The organism is Microbacterium sp. KU4F (assembly GCF_056868075.1).
Map to the genome: position 1 here is coordinate 2,854,161 of NZ_CP200324.1, position 21,543 is coordinate 2,875,703.

At 71.7% G+C, this 21,543-nt stretch carries 15 protein-coding genes; 7 read left to right on the top strand and 8 right to left on the bottom strand.

Features of this window, described 5'->3' with window-relative positions; translation table 11 throughout:
• Window positions 1–10 precede the first annotated feature (10 nt).
• Window positions 11–586 (top strand): phosphoribosyltransferase family protein, encoded by a 576-nt coding sequence (locus AC1VNH_RS14290; protein ID WP_483112164.1) that lies wholly within the window; start codon window positions 11–13, stop codon window positions 584–586.
• Window positions 587–851: 265 nt separating this feature from the next.
• Here AC1VNH_RS14290 and AC1VNH_RS14295 read toward each other — a convergent pair whose 3' ends face one another.
• The gene (locus tag AC1VNH_RS14295) at window positions 852–1,034 is read right to left on the bottom strand and encodes a hypothetical protein (RefSeq protein ID WP_483112165.1); all 183 of its coding nucleotides are present in this window, start codon (window positions 1,032–1,034) and stop codon (window positions 852–854) included.
• Between the two features lie 461 nt (window positions 1,035–1,495).
• On the opposite strand from AC1VNH_RS14295, the gene AC1VNH_RS14300 reads away from it, so the two are divergent.
• On the top strand, window positions 1,496–1,882 hold the full coding sequence (locus AC1VNH_RS14300) for an amidohydrolase family protein (protein WP_483112167.1): 387 nt from the start codon (window positions 1,496–1,498) through the stop codon (window positions 1,880–1,882).
• Window positions 1,883–1,918: 36 nt separating this feature from the next.
• Here the strand turns inward: AC1VNH_RS14300 and AC1VNH_RS14305 are convergent, their stop codons facing one another.
• Window positions 1,919–2,383, bottom strand: coding sequence for a pyridoxamine 5'-phosphate oxidase family protein (locus AC1VNH_RS14305; RefSeq protein ID WP_483112168.1), 465 nt, complete (start codon window positions 2,381–2,383; stop codon window positions 1,919–1,921).
• A 136-nt stretch (window positions 2,384–2,519) separates the two neighbouring features.
• Between AC1VNH_RS14305 and AC1VNH_RS14310 the strand changes: the two genes are divergently transcribed.
• Together AC1VNH_RS14310 and AC1VNH_RS14315 are read left to right on the top strand one after the other, a co-directional pair.
• The gene (locus AC1VNH_RS14310) at window positions 2,520–3,839 is read left to right on the top strand and encodes a PAS domain-containing sensor histidine kinase (RefSeq protein ID WP_483112170.1); all 1,320 of its coding nucleotides are present in this window, start codon (window positions 2,520–2,522) and stop codon (window positions 3,837–3,839) included.
• 129 nt (window positions 3,840–3,968) lie between these two features.
• Window positions 3,969–4,523 (top strand): flavin reductase family protein, encoded by a 555-nt coding sequence (locus tag AC1VNH_RS14315; RefSeq protein WP_243226817.1) that lies wholly within the window; start codon window positions 3,969–3,971, stop codon window positions 4,521–4,523.
• Between the two features lie 437 nt (window positions 4,524–4,960).
• Here the strand turns inward: AC1VNH_RS14315 and AC1VNH_RS14320 are convergent, their stop codons facing one another.
• On the bottom strand, window positions 4,961–5,221 hold the full coding sequence (locus AC1VNH_RS14320) for a hypothetical protein (protein ID WP_243226818.1): 261 nt from the start codon (window positions 5,219–5,221) through the stop codon (window positions 4,961–4,963).
• Window positions 5,222–5,325: 104 nt separating this feature from the next.
• Window positions 5,326–5,922, bottom strand: coding sequence for an arsenate reductase/protein-tyrosine-phosphatase family protein (locus AC1VNH_RS14325; protein WP_483112173.1), 597 nt, complete (start codon window positions 5,920–5,922; stop codon window positions 5,326–5,328).
• A 47-nt stretch (window positions 5,923–5,969) separates the two neighbouring features.
• Between AC1VNH_RS14325 and AC1VNH_RS14330 the strand changes: the two genes are divergently transcribed.
• Window positions 5,970–6,917, top strand: coding sequence for a CPBP family intramembrane glutamic endopeptidase (locus tag AC1VNH_RS14330; RefSeq protein ID WP_483112175.1), 948 nt, complete (start codon window positions 5,970–5,972; stop codon window positions 6,915–6,917).
• Between the two features lie 275 nt (window positions 6,918–7,192).
• Here AC1VNH_RS14330 and AC1VNH_RS14335 read toward each other — a convergent pair whose 3' ends face one another.
• The 3 genes from AC1VNH_RS14335 to AC1VNH_RS14345 are packed head-to-tail and all read right to left on the bottom strand — an operon-like array spanning window position 7,193 to window position 10,454.
• A complete protein-coding gene (locus AC1VNH_RS14335; protein WP_483112177.1) occupies window positions 7,193–8,377 on the bottom strand; it encodes a Dyp-type peroxidase in 1,185 nt (394 codons plus the stop codon).
• Complete coding sequence (locus AC1VNH_RS14340) at window positions 8,374–9,150, bottom strand: hypothetical protein (RefSeq protein WP_483112179.1); 777 nt, start codon at window positions 9,148–9,150, stop codon at window positions 8,374–8,376. Before AC1VNH_RS14340 ends, AC1VNH_RS14335 begins: the two co-directional genes overlap by 4 nt.
• Entirely contained in the window at window positions 9,147–10,454 is a 1,308-nt protein-coding gene (locus AC1VNH_RS14345) for a right-handed parallel beta-helix repeat-containing protein (protein ID WP_483112181.1), read from the bottom strand. Before AC1VNH_RS14345 ends, AC1VNH_RS14340 begins: the two co-directional genes overlap by 4 nt.
• A 192-nt stretch (window positions 10,455–10,646) precedes the next feature.
• Between AC1VNH_RS14345 and AC1VNH_RS14350 the strand changes: the two genes are divergently transcribed.
• Together AC1VNH_RS14350 and AC1VNH_RS14355 are read left to right on the top strand one after the other, a co-directional pair.
• A complete protein-coding gene (locus tag AC1VNH_RS14350) occupies window positions 10,647–17,510 on the top strand; it encodes an SdrD B-like domain-containing protein (RefSeq protein WP_483112182.1) in 6,864 nt (2,287 codons plus the stop codon).
• A gap of 205 nt (window positions 17,511–17,715) precedes the next feature.
• Window positions 17,716–20,262, top strand: coding sequence for a LuxR C-terminal-related transcriptional regulator (locus AC1VNH_RS14355; protein WP_483112183.1), 2,547 nt, complete (start codon window positions 17,716–17,718; stop codon window positions 20,260–20,262).
• Here the strand turns inward: AC1VNH_RS14355 and AC1VNH_RS14360 are convergent.
• Window positions 20,198–21,505 carry an MFS transporter gene (locus tag AC1VNH_RS14360; protein WP_483112184.1) on the bottom strand — a complete coding sequence of 436 codons (1,308 nt, stop codon included), beginning with the start codon at window positions 21,503–21,505 and terminating at the stop codon, window positions 20,198–20,200. The two genes, AC1VNH_RS14355 and AC1VNH_RS14360, sit on opposite strands and share 65 nt — an antisense overlap.
• Window positions 21,506–21,543 lie beyond the last annotated feature (38 nt).

Genomic DNA, 21,543 nt, shown 5'->3' on the forward strand with positions numbered 1-21,543 from the left:
GCCTCCGGACATGCCCGCAGACACCTACCTCGCTCAGGTCGGCAGCCAGCAGATCACGCTGCCGATCATCCCCGTCTCCGACGACCTGTCGATCGCGCTGATGATGGTGATCGATCACGGGGTGCGCTTCGCCGAGACGGCCGGGCGCGAACTGGCGGAGCACTTCGCGGATGCGGGCGTCGATGTCGTCGTGGCGCCGGCGACGCTCGGCATCCCCGTCGCCATCGAGGTCACTCGCGCCCTCGGCCTCGACGACTATGTGATCCTGCAGAAGACCCGCAAGGTGCACCTCGGGGATGCGCTGGAGGAATCCGTGCACGCCATCACCAGCACGACGGGCGCAGCTTCGCTGCTGGACCGCGCGCGTCTGTCGGCGGTCGCGGGCAAACGCGTGCTGTTCGTCGACGACGTGATCTCCAGCGGCTCGTCGTCCGGTGCGGCGCTGCGCCTGATCGAGAGGGCCGGCGCCGACATCGTCGGGATCGGTGCGCTGCTGGCCGAGGGGGAGGGGTGGCCGGAGGCCCTCGCGCCGTACGTGGATCGCGTCGCGGTGTTGGGGCGCATCCCGGTGTTCCCGCGCGCGTGAGCGTCGTCGACCTCGTCATCGACGACGCCGTGGTCGTCACGATGGATGCGGCGCGTCGTGTCACGCGGGGATGGATCGCGATCCGTGACGGCGCGGTCGCGGCCGTGGGCGAGGGGCCCGCGCCCGCAGCGAGCGAGCGGATCGACGCGCGCGGCGGCATCGTGCACCCGGGGTTCGTCAGCGCGCACACCCACTCCATGGATGCGGCCGCCGCCGGCTCGCTGGATGTGTCCGCACCGTTCTTCGACTGGCTGTTCGGCACGTACTACCGCACCGTGCTCGCCCTCACTCCGTCGGATGCGGCGCATGCGGCGCATCGTCTCGCGACGGATGCGGCTCGTGCCGGCATCACGACGGTGCTCGACTGCTGGGGTGTCGGCGACGTCGGTACACGTCGCGCCGACGAGGCCTTCGCCGCGAGCGCGGCGGCCGCGCGGAGCTCCGGCATCCGATGGATCCTCGCGCCGATGGTCTCCGATCGCCTGCCCGAGCCGTGGAGCCCGTGGCTGCGGGCGGCGGAACGCGCGGGCGGCTTCCGCCGCGAGGCGCTCATCGCCCCCACCGAGACGGCTCTGCGCTTCGCCGCGTCTGCGCTGGACGCCGCGGCGGGCCGACTGTCGGTGTTCGCCTGCGCGGAGCTTCCCGAGATGGCGTCGGACGAGCTCTTGACCGGACTCGCGGGCCTCGATGCGCCCGGAGTGACGACCCATCTGTGCGCGTCCGACGCCGGGGCTGCCGGCATCCTCGGTCCGGACGGGCGTCCCGAGCGGGCGGTCGCCCGTCTGCAACGGCTCGGAGTCCTCGGCCCGCGTCTGGTGGGCGCGCATCTGAGCGCCACCGACGCGGACGACAGGGAGCGGCTCGCGTCCCACGGATGTGGCGGGGTGCACTGCGCGGCGTCGTCGATGTATGCCGGCTCTGGCCGCAGCGCCCTCGGGGAAGCTGCGGGAGTCCGGCATCGGCATCGGACTCGGCCTCGACAACCGCAGTCTGAACACCCCCGCGGACATGGTCGCCGAGATGCGCCACGCGCTCGCCTTCGATCGTGCTGTCGGCACCGGGGCCCGGCGGGTAACCGCCTCCGATCTGCTGGCGCACGCCACCATCGACGCGGCGCGGGTGCTGGGGATGGCGGAGCTCGTCGGCTCCATCGAGCCCGGCAAGCGTGCCGATCTGGTGCTCCGGGCCGCGCCGGACGCTCCGTCGATGCCGCCGGAGGCGCAGATCGTGCTGGCCTCTCGTCCGGACGACGTGCAGCTGGTGCTCGTGGACGGAGAGCCCGTCTTCACGCGGTGATCGCGCCCGGACCGGCGAAGGTCCGGGCGCGAGGCGTCAGAGCTCGACGGTCTCGTTCTCGCCCTCGACGCGGTGGCCGGTGAGGGCGGCGACGGCGCGGATGATCTTGCCGCCGGGCGCGGTCCAGTACTCCGCGCTGTCGGCGTGGAAGCGCAGCAGGCCGGCGGCGGGGTCCTCGGGGCCGCCCTCGAACCAGGCGTCGACCGCGGGGCTCCACAGCTGCTCGAGCTTGGCCCGGTCGTCGACCATCGTCGCCGTCCCCGACAACGACACCCAGGTGTCGTCGCTGCTGAGCGACACGTTCACGCGGGGTTCGCGCGCGACGTTGACGGCGGCGGAGGTCCCCGTGCCGACGATGAACCACAGGTCGCCGTCGAACTCCGCCTCCTGCACGGTGAGCGGGTGTGCGACGAGCTTGCCGTCCGTCTCGGTGGTGGTGACCATGGCGAACCGGAACTTCTTGATCAGACCGGCGAGCTCTTCGTGTGCGTTCTCGGACATGTTCGTTCCTCCTCTGCGAATGCGTGTCGCCATCGTCTCTCCTCCGCAGAGCCGGGTCGACCGCACCCCTTCTGTCACGTGGATGTGCTACACACATGAGCGGATGCGGCGACGGCGCGTTTGCGGCAGAATCCAGATGACGCGTACCCGACGCATCGAACCGACGAGCGATGAACTGATCGACGTCCCGATGGGAGCCGACATCTCCGAGCCCGAATCCTCCGCCGCGCCGTCGTCCGACGAGACGCCGGTCGCCGCTGCGCCCGCATCCGGCGTCGGGCTGCCGATTCCCGTCGGCGCTCTCCCGGCCGATGCCCCGACGGGCGCGCTCGTGCAGGATTGGACCGCGCAGGTGACCTCGGTGCCCATCGTGCACCTCGACGTCGAGGGTCGGGTCATGGGGTGGAACCCCGGCGCCGCGAAGCTGAAGGGGTACACCGCCGAGGAGATCCTCGGCTCCTCCTTCACACGTTTCTACCGGGAGGAGGACCGGCTGCGTGGCCTGCCGCTGCGTCTGCTCGCGATCGCTGCGACGCGAGGGTCGGTCGAGGACAACGGATGGCGGGTGCGCGCCGACGGCTCCCTCTTCTGGGCGCACGTGATCATCACGGCGTTGCGCGACGACACCGGCGAGGTCTCGGGCTTCGTGAAGATCGTCTCGGATCTCACCGCCTCCAAGCAGCGAGAGGATGCGGAGCTCGACTTCCTGCGCGCCTTCGCCCACGATTTTCTCTCGCCCATCACGGCGCTGCGCGGCTATGTCGACCTGATGGCTGAGCCCGGCGGCAACACGACCGCCGCCATCGAACGCATCTCCGCCGTCACCGATCACCTCGCCACGATGATCCAGGACCTCTCCGCGCGCCTCGTGCCCACCCGTGCGCGCCAGGCGCGGAGCCGGGCGGATGCCTCCGCGACGGTGCGGGAGGCTGCCGAGCTCGTGCTGCCCGGCGACGCGTACGGGCGCATCCGCTATCGCTCACCGCGTTCGGTCGCGGTGCAGGCGGACCCGGTGGCCCTGCGGCGGGCGATCGCGAATCTCGTCGACAACGCGGCGAAGTACAGCGAGGGCCCCATCGAGATCTCGGTCGAGGTCGACGGCGCCCAGGCGCGCATCGCGATCTCCGACCGAGGTCGCGGCATCGCGCCCGAGGACCTCGAGCGCATCTTCGACCCCCTCGAGCGCGGTCGGCTGTCGAACCCGGACGACGGCGGAACCGGAATCGGGCTGGCGAGCACGAAGGCGCTCATCGAACGGCAGGGCGGTGAGGTGCTGCTGTGCAGCACGATGGGCAAAGGAACGACCGTGACGATCACGCTCCCGGTCGACGACGACGGCGGGCTCGCATCGGAGGATGCATCCCCCTCGGCCGTACGAGACATCCGCGCGGTCGGCGACCGGCGTGCCCCCGACGGCGGCACCGTGCGCGACTGCGTGACGCGTCCCGCCGCATAACGATAGCTGTCGGTAATCGCCTGATCGCCGTCAGGCATCTTCACTCCCGCGTAAAGCCCGCGTAACACCGGCTTCGTAGCGTGGCGGTGCACCCGCGGACTGCGCTGACGGGTGCGAAGGAGAGCCGCAATGACCTGGAATCACCCGTGGGCCGAGATCGTCCCCGGACCCGACGGAATCGCCCGTACCGTCCTGCCCGCCGCGCCGACGGATGCGGATGCGGTGCGCGACATGTTCGCGCAGCATCCCACCGGCATCGCCGCGATCTGCGCGCTCACGCCGGAGGGGCCGCAGGCGATGGTGGCGACCTCGTTCGCGCTCGGCATCTCGTTCGCCCCGCCGCTCGTGCTCTTCTCGGCGCAGCAGTCGTCTCGCACGTGGCCTCTGATCGCCGGCGCCTCCCGCATCGGCGTCTCGGTGCTCGGAGAGGAGAACGCGGCGGCGGTGCGTACGCTCGCGTCGCGCTCGGCGGACCGGTTCGCCGGTCTCGTCACCGCGCAGACCGACGGGGGCGCCATCCTCATCGACGGCGCGCGCATGTGGCTCGAGTGCCGGGTACACAGCGACGAGCCGCTCGGCGATCATCGTCTGGTCGTGCTGGAGGTGCTCGGCGGATCGAGTCATCGCGGCACCGCTCCGCTGATCTACCACGACGGCGGGGTGGGGAGCCTGGCCGCATCCTGAGGCGGCACGCGAGCCGGCCGTCTCGCGGTGAGGGGGCGATCGGCATCCCGAGCCCCGCCCGCCCCACCGCGACACGACCGGCTCGACGTCGAACCACTCGGACCGCTGCGTCAGCGTCGAAACGCGGCGCAGCGGTCCGAGTGCGGCCGCAGATGGTGGCCGGTCCCGACGTCTGCGCTTGTGCGGGAACCGACGATCACCTCACGACACGGAAAACGTGTCGGGGAGAGAGACCGCCAACCCACCGCAGGGGTCTGTCTCCGCCGGCACCCGTGTCGCACTCTCTGCGTCCACGTGCTTACTCAACTCCCTTTCGACGCGGAGATCCGCGCCCGAGACCGTGAATAACACACGACGGATGCGGCCATTCTCTGCCGCCGGGCGCGAACGACGAGGGGCCGCATCCGAACGGATGCGGCCCCTCGCCTCGGACGACGTCAGTAGCTGTTGACGCTCACCGCCGCGATCCCACCGGCGATGGCGAGGATCGAGAGGATCAGACCGAGCGCGAACAGCACGGCCCCGATGATGATGCCGACCAGGGCGGGCGTGTTCTTGTAGCCGGCCTTCTTCGACTGGTTGAAGGCGATGGCGGAGATGATCAGTCCGATGACGTTGAAGAAGATCGCGACGACCAGGCCGACGACCCCGAGAGTCTTGCCCGGGTAGTCGACGCCGGGAGCGGGCTGCTGAGTCATGAAGAGTCCTTTTGCTCGAGACGGGTTGACCGCACCACTCTGGCAGAAGTCTGGGAGTGAGCGCAGATCTCTTGACGCAAACGGTTGAAAACTCTAATGAAGCGTCACGGACGCACGGCGACGGCGAGCAGCCGTACCGTCTCGCCCAGGGCGGGCATCAGTTCGGACGCCATCTGCTCGTACACCTCCCATTCCCGGCGGTACGGGTCGATGACGTCGTCGAGCGAGGGGTCGACCGGCGCCTCGATCTCGCCGCGCACCGAGACGAGGTGTGCCAGCAACGCGTCCAGCCGGGCACGCGGATCCGCGCCCGCCGCGTCGGCCACCGATCGGGCATCGTCGTCCGACACGTGGGCGGCCAGGCGGGCGAGCTCGCGCACCGTGAAGGTGCGCCGCGTCGCCGCGGGGGCGAGCTCGACGACCGCGCGGCGGTGCTCGCGCGTCATCGCCAGCACGAGCGCGGGCGTGCGCAGGTGGTTCTCATTCAGCCAGCGGGCGCGGTGCGCGCCGATCAGGTCCTCGGGGACGCCGTAGGCGTGGGCGAGCGCCGCCGCCTCGGGCGTCATGGGCTGGTCGACGAGTGCCTTCACCCCGGCGCTGGCCGCCGTGACGCCCGTGCGCCCCAGCTCGTCGCGGAGGATCACCTCGGCGAACGGCGAGCGGCAGATGTTGCCGGTGCACACCGTCAGAACCTCGAGCATCGCCGGTGTCTCCTGTCCGCCGGGCCCTGCCCGGTAACGTGGCCCCTGTGAGCGATCCTACCGAGCCCGAGAGCGGCGAGTCCGGCGCCTATCGTTCCTCGCGCTTCGAGCGTGCGTCGGACGGAGCCTGGACCGCTCGCCGCCAGGAGGCAGCGGCGAGCGTAGGCCGGTTCGAGAACCTCGATCTCGTCGACGCGGAGATCGACGAGCAGCCGGAGCCCGAGCGTCGTCCGCGGCGGCGCCGTCCGCGCGCCCCGCGTGTCTGGCTGCAGGGCGGCACCACGACGCAGCGGTGGAGCTGGCTGCTGGTGGGCGGTGCGCTCATGGGGCTCGGCGCCGGTCTGCTGATCGCGACGGCGGCGGCGACGCTGATCGGCGGAACGCTGGGCGGATGGGTCGGCAGCCTCGTGCTCTGGGCCTCGATGATCGTCCCCGTCGTGCTCGCCTACTCGCGTTCGGTGCCGCGAGGCCTGCTGCGCTTCCGCGCGACGGACCTGCTCTTCGGGCTGCTCCTCGGGCTCGGCCTGCGCGTCGTCAGCGGCTGGCTCGAGCAGGCGGAACGTGGGACGACGCTCTGGCCTGCGCTGTCGACGCCTAACGGCGCACTCTCCGGTGTCGACTGGCTTGTCGATGCGGTCGTGCCCGTCGTCGTCTCGCCCGTCGTGGAGGAGTTCTTCTTCCGCGGGGTCCTGCTCGTCGCGCTGTTCACCGTGTTCCGGCGCCTCACGCGGTCGCCGTCGGTCGCCGGCGCGGGGGCTGCGCTGATCAGCACGGGCATCTTCCTGCTGCTCCACCAGTTCACCGGCTCGCTGGCCGCCGGCGCGGCGGGCGCCGCATCCATCGCGCTGTTCGGACTCGCCACAGCGGTGCTCGTGTTGGTCACGGGGCGGTTCTGGGCGGCGCTCATCGCCCACGTCGTCTTCAACGGCTCGTATGTGGCGCTCGCCGTCGTCGGAACCCTCGCGGGCCTCAACGCAGGGATCGTCGCGGCCTGAACAGGCCGGGGTGAAGCGGCGGGTGAAACCCGGCCCTGGGGTGCTCCCCTCTCCGCGCCGCGAGGTTAGCGTCTGTTCACCCGATCCCGTCTGTCGGTGATCGACGCTGCGTCGCCGATCTCCGACGGCACCGCACCCTCACCGCTCGGAGGCTCCCTTGCCCCGCTCGTCCCGCGCCGCTGCGCGCCTGGCCATGCTCGGTCTCACCCTCGTCCTCGCCGCGAGCGTCCTGCTCGGCGCGATCGCCCTCATGCGCGGCACCCTGCCGCTCTGAGTCAGCGGCCGAGACTCGCGCCGAGGGCTCCGTCCGTGCGCCCCGGGACGATGAGGAAGGAGGCGGATGCGGTCGGCGTGGCGAACGTCATCAGATCGTCCGTCTCGTCCAGGCGGTGCTGCGTGCGTACGAAATCGTCGAGCTCGCGCTGGAAGCACATGAACAGCAGCCCGTCGTCGGTGGTCTCGCCGGGACCCGCGGCATTGCTGTAGGCATAGCCGCGTCGGAGCATGAGCCGGCTGCCCGTGAACGAGGGGTGGGCGGCGCGCACATGGGAGCGAGAGGGCACGAGATAACTGCCGTCGGGGCTCTTGGCCGTCAGATCCGCCTCGGCCGTGGGGCCGCCGCCTGACAGCGGGTCGCCCGTGGCGCGCACGCGGCCGACGACCGCATCCTGGCGTTCGCCCGGCAGCGCGTGGAACCCGGCGGTGTCGAGTCGGAGCCGCCGGATCACCGCGATCGTCCCGCCCGCTGCGGGGCCGTCCGCGATCCAGACGTTCTCGTCGAGCTCGTCGTCGCCGTGGGGCACGATGATGCCGTCGTGGTAGCCGAGGGGATTGCGCACGATCGTGCCCTCGCCGGCACCTCGCACACAGGGCTGCGTCCACCGGCGGACGGCGCCGTCGGCGGCGGCGAGGACGTCGGCGATGCTCGGGTGCAGCGCGGCCGCATCCGACGCGTAAGCCGAGATCAGCAGGTCTCCGCCGCGCATGTCGTCGGCGAGCGACGCGTCGCTGGTGAAGCGCGGGAGCTCCGCTGCGCCAGGAAGCGAGGGGTCGATCGCGGCCACGAGTCGAGGACCGATGCCGACGGTGATCGTGAGGTCGCCCGGGCCGTCGGGCAGCACGATCCGCGCGGTCGCCGCGGGGTCGGTGAGGGTGTCGATACGCTCGCCGAGCGCCGCCAGCATGGCCAGCACCCCCGCCGCCGTGGTGATCTCGGGGGTGTCTGCCACGACCACCAGACCGTTGCGCTGGGGCGTGGCGGGGCGTGCGATGCCCGCCTGCGTGCGCCCGCGGGAGGGCACCGTCCCGGTCGCGGCAGCCGGAGCAGCATCCGGAGCGGGCGCCGCGCTCTGCGCGAGCGCCCACCCGCCCGCGGCGCCGAGGGCCGCCCCGCCGATGCCGATGCCGCCACCCAGCAGCAGCGCGCGGCGGCTGATCCCTGATGCCGGTGTCTCGCTCACTGTGCCGCCCCTGTCGCCTGGGTGAACACGTCGGGCAGCGAGACGCCGCCGGCGTCCGCGAACGTGACCGTGGTCCACTCCGCCCCGCCGCCGAGGCGCACGTCGAGCCTGCGCAGGAGCGAGGTGTCGTCGAGCCAGTAACGGACGGTCGCCGACGCGGGATCGGGCGCGGGCGTCGCGGCGACCTCGTCGCTTTCAGGCCCTGCGTACACGGTCAGCGTCTCGCCGTCGACGTCACGCGTGCCGAGCCAGAGCGCTCCGCCCTGCTGCAGCAGCAGGGGGTTGTCGGGGCGATCCGCGCCCAGCTGCGCGATGACCGACAACACTGCATCGCGGCGCGAGCCGGAGGGGTCCAGTGCGTCACCGGTCCAGGCCGTGTCGAGCCGATCGGCGTCGGGGATGGGCAGGGGCGCGGGGTCGGCGTCGTCGCCCGGGGTCGCGGCGGATGCCGGGTGGGTGCCCGCCACCTGGGCGTTCCACAGCAGCAGCTGCGGGTCGACGTTCTGCCACCGGCCGTAGCCGATCGCGGTGGCGTAGTCGTACCAGCCGTCGAAGCGTGCCTCGCTCCCGTTCTCGGTGAGCGAGAACGTGATCGCGCGGGCGCCGGTGTCCTGGTTTCGCAGTCGCATCGTCGCGAGGTCCTGCGCCTCCTCGCTCGTGAGCGGACGCGCATCGCCCGCGGCGAAGTCGTCGGATGCCGCCGCGGTGCATCCGGTGAGGGCTGCGATCGCGACGGCCACGACCGCCAGCGAGGCGGCGACGCGGCGCCTCATCCGCGAGCCCCGGCGGCGAGCAGGTCGGGCGCCGGAAGCCGATAGCGGCTGAGGTCGGGAGCTCCCACGGAGTCGGGGAGCGCACGTGCGGGGGCCTCGCGATCGGGAAGCTGCGGCTGCGGCGGGGGCGGTGGCACGGCGCGGAAGCTGACGCCCGGCGGCGCCACGGATGCGGGAAGCTCCGCCGCATCCGCTGCGGGCTGGTCGACGCCGCTCGCGCAGCCCGCGGCCAGGGCCGCCGGCAGCACCGTCACGGCGGCCGGGTCGACGCAGTTGCCCTGCGCCGGCGCCCGCGGGCCCGAGACGTTCGCGGTGTCCACGCCGTTCGCCTCGAAGGCGTTGCCGGTGAAGGCGTTGCCCGCAGCTCCCAGATCCTCGGTGCCCGCCAGCAGCACACCCGCCCGCGCGTTGCCGGCGATACGGTTCTCGCGGATGTCGTTGTCCGTGCCGCCGCTGATGCCGATGCCGATCCCGAACCCGCCGTCCGCCTGCACGGGGGAGGTCGGTTCGACGTTGTCCGAGACGAGGTTGCCGACGACCGTGTTGCCGGACTGCGGGACGAAGGCCTCCTGGTAGTTGGAGATCAGCGTCAGACCCACGCGGTTGCGGCTGAAGCGGTTGCCCACGATGTACACGCTGTCGGAGGCGTTCGCGTTCTCGAAGCCCACGGCGTTGTTCTCGGCGATGTTGTCTCTGACGGTGATGTCGCAGTCGCGGCACTGCCCGACGTAGATCCCGCTGTCGGCGGAGCCGGAGGCATAGGAGTTCGAGATGACCCCGTGCTGAGCGTCGAAGGCGTAGAGCCCGTACAGGCCGTTGTTGTAGGCGGTGACGTGGTCGATCGAGAAGCGCTGCACGGGCGGGAACTTCGCGGGATCCAGATGCGTGTATCCGCCGCCGCCATGCGCTGTGGGGCCGTTCTCGTCATGGAGTCCTGTCACCAGCACGCCGTAGAAGGTCGCGCCCGTGACGGTGAGGTTCTCGACGCTCACCCCGTCGGCGATCGCGACGATCCCGTAGGGACGCTGCCCCTCGCCGTCGACGACGGTCTCGTTGCGATCGAGACCGCGCACGGTCACGCCCGGCTTGTCGACGAGGACCTGTTCCGGGTAGACGCCGGGTGAGACGAGGATGAGCCCTCCTTCGGCGACGCGCGCCACGGCCTCGGAGATCGTGGGCGCATCCGCCGGCACGGCGACCGTCTCGAGCGTCGCGGGTTCGGCGGCGCAGGCGGCGAGAGCGGACGCGGCCATGGCGAGGGCAGCGAGAGCAGCCGCGAGACGGCCCCTCGAGGAAGCAGGCATGACCGGATCCTAACCGCGCTCGGCACGCGGGCACGTCACGGCGTCGGGCGAGGGTGAAAAGGCGGGTGAAATACCCGTTTGACGCGGCTCGGCGCGGGACGCGGACGAGAGCCTGAACTGTCCTCCCCGCCCGACGGAGGACCACTCGCCCTGTTCTCGCGCGCTCGCCCGAGACTCTGCCGGAGGACCGTCATGCCCACTGCCCCTGCCCGCCCCAGACATGCCCGCCGGCGCCTGCTCGGCGCGGCGATGGCATGGACACTCGCCCTCACCGGCGCAGGTCTCGCTGCCGCGGCTCCCGCATCCGCCGCGCCCGAGGACGAGGTGCGCGGCACCGTCTTCCGCGACTTCAACGGCAACGGCTTCTTCGACACGGGCAACGCCGCGGGCACCGGCCAGGCCAACGACCGCGGCCTCGCGGGCGTCACGGTCACGGTCGTCGACGGCGCCGGCGCCCTGCTGGGTACGACGACCTCCGCGGCCGACGGCACCTACGCGATCGATGCCTCGGACGCGCTGAGCTCCGACGTGCGCGTCGAGTTCTCCGACTGGCCCACCGCCTACGAGCCGAGCGGCACGAGCGCCGCGGGCTCCAACGGCACGAGCGTGCAGTTCGCGAAGGTCGGCCAGTCCGGGGTCGACTTCGCGCTCAACCAGCCGGGCGACTACTCCCAGGCCAAGGCGCCGATCGTCACCTCCATCCAGCGGGCGGGCACCCCGACGACGGCGCAGGGCGGCTCCCCGGCGGCCATCAACGGCGCAGCCATCACGGCGCTGCCGTACGAGGCGAGCTACCGGGGCGCGCAGCCGTCCGGGTTCGCGAACCTGACCACGCTCGCCACGTTCGGTGAGGTCGGCGCGGTCTCGAGCGTCGTCTATCAGGCGCAGTCCAACAGCGTGTTCGCGTTCGCCACCTACAAGCGTCAGAGCGGCCTCGGGTCGCTCGGCATCGGCGGTGTGTACCGCGTCAGCGACGTTCTCGGTGCCGACGGCAAGCCGTCGGATGCAGGCTCCGTCACGCCGTGGCTCGATCTGACCGACCTGGGGATCGACCTCGGTGCGGCAGCGACCAACGCCGCCCGTGGGCTCACCTCCGCGACGACCGCGGCCCACGATGTGGACGGCTTCGAGAAGGCCGGAAAGATCGGCGTCGGCGGCGTCGCCCTCTCGGCCGACGGCTCCACGCTGTTCTTCGTCAACCTCCACGACAAGAAGCTGTACTCGATCGACGTCTCCGACCCGGCCGTGACGCCGACGACCTACGCATCGTGGGACCTCGGTCTCGGCGACGGTCAGCGTCCCTGGGCCGTGACGGTGCACGGCGGTTCGATCTACGTGGGCTACGTCGACTCCGGCGAGACCGCAGCCGGCCCGCGGCCCGGGCTCTCCGCCGCCGCCGCGGACATGTCGCTGCACGTGCTCGCCACGCCCGCGAATGCACCCGGCGCGTGGACCGAGGTCCTCTCCTCGTCGCTGGGCTACGCCAAGGGCGACGTCGCGCTGGGCGCGCTCAGCACGCAGGCGAAGCGCTGGAACACGTGGACCGACACGTGGACGTGGACGGGGGGCTCGGTCAGCGAGCCCAACGGAGGCTGGCACATCTACCCCCAGCCGATCCTGTCGAGCCTGTACTTCGACGACGAGGGCTACCTGAGCCTTGCTCTGCTCGACCGCACCGCGATCCAGGGCGGCAACCGCAACTGGGGCACGGTGAGCACCGGATCCTACGAGACCGCATCCGGTGGCGACCTGCTGATCGCGGCGCCCAGCGGAGCGGGCTTCGTCATGGAGAACAACGGCGTGGTGGGCACGCGCACCGCGGCCGTGGGCGCGACGCCCGAAGGACCCGGCGGGCGCGAGTTCTACGACGACCGCCAGAACCTCGGCAGCGGCACATACCACCGCGAGAACTCGCTCGGCTCCGTCATCGGCATGCGGGGTACCGGTGAGGTCGTCGCGACGACCTACGACCCGCTCGGCGGCATCCGCCTGGCGGGACTCCAGTGGTTCAACCAGACCAACGGGCGTTCCCTCTCCGGCTACGAGCAGACCCTCGACGGCGGCGGCTCGGCTTCGTCCGACGGCACGTTCCAGAAGGGCGGCGGCCTCGGTGCCGTGGCCCTGGTGGCCCGCGAGGCGCCGGTCGAGATCGGCAACCGGGTCTGGTTCGACGCCGACCAGGACGGCATCCAGGATGCCGACGAGCCCTCCGTGGCGGGTGTCACGGTCGAGCTCCGCGACAGCACCGGATCCGTCGTCGCGACCAAGGTCACCGACGAGAACGGCGAGTACTACTTCCGCTCCGACGCCGACGGATTCACCCCCTCGGGCGACTACACGGTGACGTTCGTGAAGCCCACCTCGGGCACCATGGACCTGCGCGGACCCCACGCGACGAGCTTCGGCGACGTGCGCTGGCAGGATGCGTCCTTCACGCAGACCGCCGTCGGCGGTGACCCTGCCGTCGACTCCGATGCGAACGCATCCGGCACCGCCTCGGTTACGATCGACGGGCCCGGGTACAACGACCACAGGATCGACGCCGGGTTCGTCGCGAACGTGCCGTTCACGGTCGAGAAGGACATCGACGCCTCGGGTGCGGCGGCAACAGCCGGGCAGCAGTTCACGATCGATCTCGCCGCGCGCGACTTCCGTGGCGGATCCCTTTCGCCCCCGCTCACGCAGAACAGCGTGACCCTTGAAGCGGGTGAGGTCTCGGGCACGTTCACCGTGCCCGTCGGAACCCGCATCAAGCTCTCGGAGAGCGACCCGAAGGTGAAGTCCTACACGGTGACCGGGGCGGGCGCGGCGGATGCCGACGGCTATCGTGCGCTCACCGGCACCGGGACGACCCTCGCGCTCGTCGTGACCAACACGCTCTTCGCGCCCGGCACGATCACCGTGACGAAGGAGACCGAGGGTGATGTCGCCCTGGCGAGCCCGGAGCTGCGCGACGCCGTCTTCACCGTGGCCTACGCCTCGGCGGCCGGCAGCGGCACGCTCGAGTTGAAGAGGTCCGACTGGAAGGCGACCACTCCGCCGCTGCCCTACGGCACGGTCGTGACCCTCAGCGAACCGAACATCAGCGGTGCCGACCCGAGCGTCGCTTTCGACACACCCAGGTGGAGCTCCGGCGGCAACGGCGACGGCACGGCGACCGTGACGATCGGTGACGGTGCCGACACCTCATTGACCCTCACCAACCCGACCACGCGACTGACCGGGACGTTCTCGGTCACGAAGGACGTCACCGGACCCGGCGCCACTCGGGTGCCCTCGACGACGAGCTTCGTCGCGCAGTACTCCACCGACGGCGGAACGACCTGGACCGACCTGGCCGAGGTCGTGGACGGCGGCTCTGTCTCCGGTCCCGTGTCGCTGCCGACCGGCTCCACGGTGCTGCTGCGGGAGAAGACGCCTCCGGCGCTGCCCGATGTCGAGTGGGGGCAGGTCGCCTTCTCCGGCACCGGCGTCGTCGACAACGCCGACGGGACCGCGACGGTGACCATCGGCGACGGCACCACCGTGCAGGTGACCATGCAGAACCCGACGACACCGCTCAACGGCCAGTTCTCGGTGACCAAGAACGTGACCGGGCCCGGGACGACGCTCCTCGATGCCGACACCACGTTCGACATCGACTACACGTGGTCCGGTGGCGACGGCACCCTCACGGTGCACAACGGTGAGACGGCCACCTCGCCGGCGCTGCCGACGGGCACCGTCGTGACCGTGACCGAGGTCGCGCCGACGACGGGACTGCCCGCGGGGGCTGCCTGGGGCACGCCCACGCTGACGGTCGACGGCACTCCCGCGACCAACGGCTCGACCCTCACGATCGGCGACGCCACGACCATCGCCGTCGTGGTCACCAACCCCACCACCGTCACGCCCTCCGTCGAGATCCGCAAGGGCGACGGTGACCGGGCGACGGCCGCCATCGTCCACGAGGCCGACAGCGTCACGGACGGCCAGGTGTACGGCCTGGACGAGTCTCGCAGCGTCGTGTTCCGCGTCGTGAACACCGGTCCCGAGCCGCTGCGCAAGGTGGCGCTCACCGACGCCACGGTCGCCGGAGGCGCCGTGACCCAGCTGAGCTTCGCCTTCCCCGACGGATCGACGACGGCGGCGAACTACGACGCTGCCACCGGAGTCTGGAGCGCTGCGTGGGCGAACACGTTCGCACCGGGAACCACCGAGTGGGCGGTCGGCGATGTGATCGTCGGAACGGCCGTACTCACGCCGGGCGTCGGCGACGGCGCACACCAAGACGTCGCCACGGTCTCGGCCGAGGGCGCCCTCTCCGGCCAGCCGGTCGACGACGAGAACGGGTACAACGCCTTCACCGGTGCGATCCAAGTGATCAAGTACGACGGCAACCTGCCCGACCCGGCGGTCAAGGACGCGACCGACGAGTGGATCGTGCCCGCGAAGCCGCTGCTCTCGCCCGCGCAGGACGCGAACACCGAGGACACCGCGGTGACCTACCCGGTGCTCACGCCGCAGAAGGTGCGGTGGGTCGTCACCAACACGGGTGACACCTGGCTGACCGACCTCTCACTTGTCGATCTCACCCAGGACGGCCCCGCCGTGGGCGACGACTGGACGGCGGACCTGTCCGGCGTCGGCGGCCCCGCGGACTACTCGTTCACGAGGGACGGCAACTGGCAAGGGCTTCTCGCTCCCGGCGCGTCGTTCTTCGCCGAGGGCACGCTGACGCTGCCCGCCTCGACCACGCACGCCGACCAGGTCACGGTCGTCGGCACCGTCGTGGTGCCGGCGACGGATGCGGACGGCACACCGACCGATGAGCCCGCCACCTCCGGCGGCACGCCGGTCACGGCCAAGCGCGATGACGGCACCCCGTTCACCGTGACCGACGAGGATCCGTTCCACGCCGAGACCGGTGTCGGCCCCATCGTCGACATCCAGAAGGGTGACGGGTCGGGGACGACCATCGCCCACGAGGCCGACACGATGACCGACGGCGAGGCCTACACGCCCGGCGAGACGCGCACGATCGTGTTCCGTTCCACCAACACCGGCGACGAGCCGCTCGTCGAGGTGGAGCTCGGGGATGTCACCATCGCCGGCGGTGCCGTGGTCTCGATGAGCTGGACCCTGCCCGACGGCACGCCGCTGCCGGCGACGCAGGATCCCGCCACCGGTGCCTGGTCGGCATCGTGGGCAGGGCCGTGGCAGCCCGGTGACGTGATCACCGGTACGGCGTCGCTCACCCTCGGCGCGGCCTCCGAGGCCCATGTCGACCGTGCGAGTGTCGACGCGGTCGGTCAGCTCTCCGGCATCCCGGTCGCGGACTCGAACGACTACAACGCCTTCACGGGTGCCATCCAGGTGATCAAGTACGACGGCAACAAGCCCGACCCGGCCATCACCGACGACTCGGGGGCGTGGATCACTCCCGCCAAGCCGCTCGCGGATGCTGCACAGGATGCGAACGACGCCGACCACGCCGTCGAGTACCCCGTCGGTGTGGCCGAGCCGGTGCGCTGGGTGGTCACGAACGCCGGGACCACGTGGATGACCGACATCACGTTGACGGATACGACGGATGCGGGCCCCGCGATCGGCGCCGACTGGACGGCCGACCTGTCGGCCTTCGGCGGCCCGGCCGACTACTCCTTCGCCGAGAGCGGACCGTGGCGCGGACTGCTGCCGCCCGGTGCGTCGTTCTTCGCGCAGGGAACCCTGACGCTGCCGGCCGAGCAGTCGCACGCGGACACGGTCGACGTCGCCGGCACGGTCGTGGTGCCGGCGGTCGGAACCGACGGCGTGACCCCGAACGGTCAGCCGCTGATCGTGAACGGCGATGCCGTGCGCGCCTCCGTGCCCGATGCGTCCGACCCGACCCAGCGCGTCCCGTTCGTGCTCGCCGACGACGATCCCTTCCACGCCCGCACGGGTGTCGGCCCCTATGTCGACATCGAGAAGGGCGACGGCGAGGGGACGACGATCGCGAACGACGCCGACACGATGGCCGACGGCCAGAACTACGAGAACGGCGAGACCCGCACGATCGTGCTGACGGTGGCCAACACCGGTGACGAGGACCTGCATCGCGTCGTGCTGCGTGATGAGAACCTCTCGGGTGCGGCCATCCAGTCGCTGGTGTGGACGCTGCCCGACGGTTCGACGCTGCCCGCAACGCAGCAGGACTCCGTCTGGAGCGCGCGCTGGGAGCAGACGTTCTCCGGCGACGCCGTGTGGCATCCGGGCGAGGTCATCACCGGTTCCGCGACCCTCACCCTCGACGGGGGAGAGCCGCACGTCGACCGGGCGGTGGTCGAGGCCGAAGGTGTTGCCAGCGGCATCCCGGTGACCGATCGCGACGACTACAACGCGTTCACATCCGGCATCCAGGTGATCAAGTACGACGGCGACAAGGCCGACCCCGCGGTGAAGGATGCCTCGGGCGCCTGGGTCGTGCCCACGAAGCCGCTCATCGACGCCGCCCAGGACGCCAACGACCGCGACCATGCGGTGAAGTACGAGGCGGGCAGCGTGCACAAGGTGCGCTGGGTCGTCACGAACACCGGCTCGACGTGGCTGACGGCGATCGACCTGACCGACGCCACCGCGAACGGGCCCGACGTGGAGCGCTGGAGTGCCGACCTGTCGGCGTTCGGGGGACCCGCGGCGTACGACTTCGTCGCCAGCGGAACCTGGCACGGAATGATCCCGCCCGGTGCGTCCTTCTTCGCGGAGGGCACCCTGCGCCTCGGCGAGGGCATCACTCATGCCGACACGGTCAGCGTCGGCGGCACCCCCGTGGTGCCTGCCACCGACAGCAACGGTGTGCCCACCGGGCAGCCGCAGGTCGACGGTTCGGGCACGCCCGTCCCGGTGACCGACGCGTCGGGAGCGCCCGTGCGACTGACCGACAGCGACCCCTTCCACGCCTATGCGCCGGGAGCGCTGGCGGTCACCGGAATGACCCTGTCGATCACGGGGGCGGTGCTGAGTGCGCTGCTGCTGATGACGATCGGTCTGATGGCGTTGCTCGTGGCTCGTAGGCGGCGTACCGCCCGCGCCTGACCCGGTCGCCACCCCGCCCCGCGGGGTGGCGACGCCGAGCCGACATGTCACACCCGGTGAGTGAACGCCCGCCCCTGTCCGCTGACGCGGACGGGGGCGTCGGCGTGTGTTCGGCGCCCGCATCCGCCCCGCGCGTCCCCATCGCCGTAAGGTGGAGCCGGCGGCGGGATGCCCGACACCCGGAACCGTCGCCGGAGACGACCCGATGAGCCTGTCCGCTGTGCCGCGCGCCGGTGTCGGCGTCCTCGCGCGACCCCGCCTGGTGGCCGTGCTCGATGACGCGGCGCCGCTGGTCGTCCTGCACGCCCCCATGGGCTACGGCAAGACGGTCGCGATGGCGCAGTGGGCCCGCAGCACCGGCAGCCGCGGCGTCTGGATGCGGGTGCGCGACGGCGGCGGGGAACCGCGCCCCTTCGTGCAGCAGCTCGCCGCGCAGCTCGCGGATGCGGGTCTGCTCGACGAGGGCAATCCGCTGCGCACCGCGGCGGAGACGCTCGCCGTCGACGACGACCCGTGGGGGCTGCTCGCTCGAGGGCTCCGGCGTCAGCCCGGCCCGCTCGCGGTCGCCCTCGACGACGGCGACCGACTCTCGGAGGCGACCGTGCGGGGCCTGCTCGAGGTCCTTGCCGACGTCCCCGAGCTCGTCGTGCGCGTCACGGTCCGTCGTGCATCCCTCTTCACCGAACCGAGCCTCGCGGTCCTCGTCGACGCCGTCATCGTGGGCAGGGAAGAGCTGGCGCTCACCGCATCCGAGGCGCTCGAGCTCGCCGGCGACGCGGCGGCCGCCGACCAGATCGTCGCAGCCGGCGGCGTGCCCGCCCTCGCGCGCATGCTCACGCTCGGCGACGTCGGCGCCTCGACGGGCGCGAACGTGGAGCAGGCCGCCCGTTCGTTGCTGCGGCTGCGCGGCGGGAACTGGGACGACGCGTTCGTGGGGTTCCTCCAGACGGTGGCCATCGCCGATGCGCTCGACGTCCGTCTGGCCGAGGCGATCTCCGGTCGCTCCGACGCTCTGCGGTTGCTCGAGACGGCGGAGGCGGAAGGGCTCGGCTCCTGGGAGACGCCGGGGGAGCGTGACTCCTCCGCCGTGTTCGTCTTCTCGCCGTTCCTGCGCCTCGCGGCGGAGGAGAGCCTGCGGCGCGAGCGCTCGCGCCCGGAGGTGCGCGAGATCGTCCGCCGCGTCGCCCGCTGGGAGCTGGAGCGGGGTCTCGCGTTCTCGGCGCTCCGGCGCGCGGTGGAGATCGACGACGCCGCTCTCATCGACGACGTGATCCGGCGTCACTGGAACGAGCTGCTGACGTACCGGGGCCGGCTGACGGAGCTCTTCGCCCACGTACCGCTGCTGTCGCTGCGCACGAGGCCCCTCGTCGCCATGGTGCTCGCCATCGTCGCGAACGCCAGCGGCACCCAGCGTCTGCGAGCCCTCGAGTACTTCGGTCTGGCCGTCTACGGTGCCCGGATGCAGCGGGCCACCGCGCCGGGCCCCGACCGCGTGCTGCTGCGCGCGATCGAGACGGCCTCCTATCGCGTCTCGGGTCGTTCCGGAGCGCTGGCCGCGGCGCGCGACGGCTACCGCGCACTGCAGGAGATGGATGCGGCCGAGCGCGACGGGCTCGGCCGCAACGAGCCGACCGTCTACAACCAGATCGGCACCTCGCTGTTCTACGGCGGACTCACGGCGGAAGCGCTCGACTGCTTCCGTCGCTCGACGGCGGTCAGCGACACGAAGGGGCTGTTCGCGGGTCTGCAGGGGCTCGCCCTCACGGCGGGCACGCTCGCTGTCGCGGGCGAGGTCGAGGAGGCCCGCGAGACCATCGAGGAGGCGCTCTCACGCACCTGGCCCGAGCGGTGGATCGACGGCTACCCGGGGAGCTTTCTCCAGCTGGCCCGCGGCTTCTCGGCCCTCGAAGACGGCGACCCGGATGCAGCGGACGCCGCCATCCGCGTTCTCGATCCGCATCGCGCGACGATCGAGCACTGGCCGCTGCTGACGCACGTCGACGTTCTCATCGCCCTCGCGCGCGGGCGGGTCGGGGCGGCCCACGCTCTCCTGGCCAACGCGCTGCGCACGCAGCAGGCGCGCCACGCGACGAGCGAGCTGACGCTGAGTCGGCTGCGCCACACGCGCGCGCTCGTGCTGCTCGCGGCGGGAGATGCTGCCGGGGCCGAACGGGCCGTGACGAAGGAGAAGGAGCCCGTGCGGCGCGGGGTGAGCCTCGGGCGCATCGCGCTGGCCGCCGGCGATGTGGAGGGTGCCGTGCGCGTGCTGCAGGCGTCGGCGGGCATGGCCGCATCGCCGCGCATCGACACCGAGCACCTCGCCCTCACCGTCGGCGCACTCGCTCTGGCGGGCGGCGACACGGACGCGACCAGGCGGATGCTGGAGCGTCTCACCACGGTGCTCGATCAGCGTGGTCTGCTGGTGCCGTTGGCGATGGTGCCGACCAACGCGCTCGAGGCGATCGCCGAGATCGCGGTCGATCCGCACGCCCAGGACCTGATCGCACGCGCGCAGCGGATCGGCATGGTCCCGGCGACTCGTCGTCGTGTGCAGCTGACTCCTCGCGAGATCGCGGTGGCCGACGAACTGACCCGCAGCGAGTCGGTGGCCGAGATCGCGGCCGCGCTGGTCGTCTCCCCGAACACCGTGAAGTCGCAGCTGCGCAGTCTCTACCGCAAGCTCGGTGTCAGCTCGCGCGCGGATGCCCTTCGTGCGCTCGCGGCGCTGGATCTTCTGGGCTCGCAGCAGTGACGGGACGGCGGGCGTAGGGAGCGACGAGCCGCAGCAGCACCAGCGCGAGGACCGCCACCGCCGCCGCGGTCGCGTACAGCGCGACGTAATCGCCGCCGCGGCCACCGAGCGGGTCGCCGCCCGTGGCCAGAAGCGCTGCGGCCGCGAGCGGCCCCACGACCTGCGGGATGGTCTCCGTCGCGTTCAGGACCCCGAGGTAGGCGCCCGTGCGCTCGGCGGGGATCGTGCGCAGCGCGAGCGCGAAGTCGACCGCGAAGAAGGTGCCCATGGCGAGCCCGCCCACGAGCGCGCTCGTCCAGAGCTGGACCGGCTCCGCGGCGAACGCGCGCAGCAGAGCGGCCGCGATGAGACCGACGATGGCGGCCGCGAGGAACGGTCGATAATCGCCGCGGCGACCGGCGAGCAGCCCCATCGTGACGGCGGCCACCACGATGGCGCCGCCGCCGAGCACGGTGGACAGCGAGGTGACGCTCGTGGCCGATGCCTGATCGCGGAGCATGCGGTCCATCACGAAGTAGAGGGTGAAGGCGGTGGTGAGCGAGAACGCCGACTGCAGCAGGAGTCGCTGCACCCAGACGACGGCGAAGCCGGGCGCGATGGCGAAGCGCGATGCCCGCACCGGACGCGCCGGCACATCGGCGCCGTCGACGACGGCATCCGGAACGAACAGGACGCACAGGACGACCGCGATGACCGCCGCGGCGGGCATGATCGCCGACGCGAGCACCAGCTGGGTCGGAAGGGTCGCGGCGATGACGAGTGGCGGGACCGTGCCGACGAAGGCCGCGGCCGCGAAGATCCCCGACGCTCCCGCCCGCCAACGCTCCTGGACCGTGTCGGCGAGCTGGGCGGCCGCGGTGGCGAGCACGGCGTTGTAGCAGATCTGCATCCCGATCCAGGCGAACACGACGGTGACCAGGTCGTTCGCGCTCAGCAGCCACCAGGTCGCCAGCGGGCCGGTGACGGCTCCCGCCAGCATCCAGGGACGCCGCCTGCCCCACCGGGCACGCGTGCGGTCCGAGAGGAACCCGACGAGCGGGTTCGCCACGATCGCGGCGAACGCACCCGCGGCGATGACGGCGGCGAGCGTGCCGGCGCGCTCGGCGGCGGGCACGAGCTCGGCCACCCGCACCGGGAGACCGACGACCGCGGGGGCGGTGAGGGCTCCGAGGGCGGCGAGGTTGACGGCGGCGAGAAAGGGGACGGTGCGCAACCCGCGGGCGGGGACGACGGCGTCGGGCATCACAGCCTCACGTTACGGAACGCCTTCGGCCTCGGGCC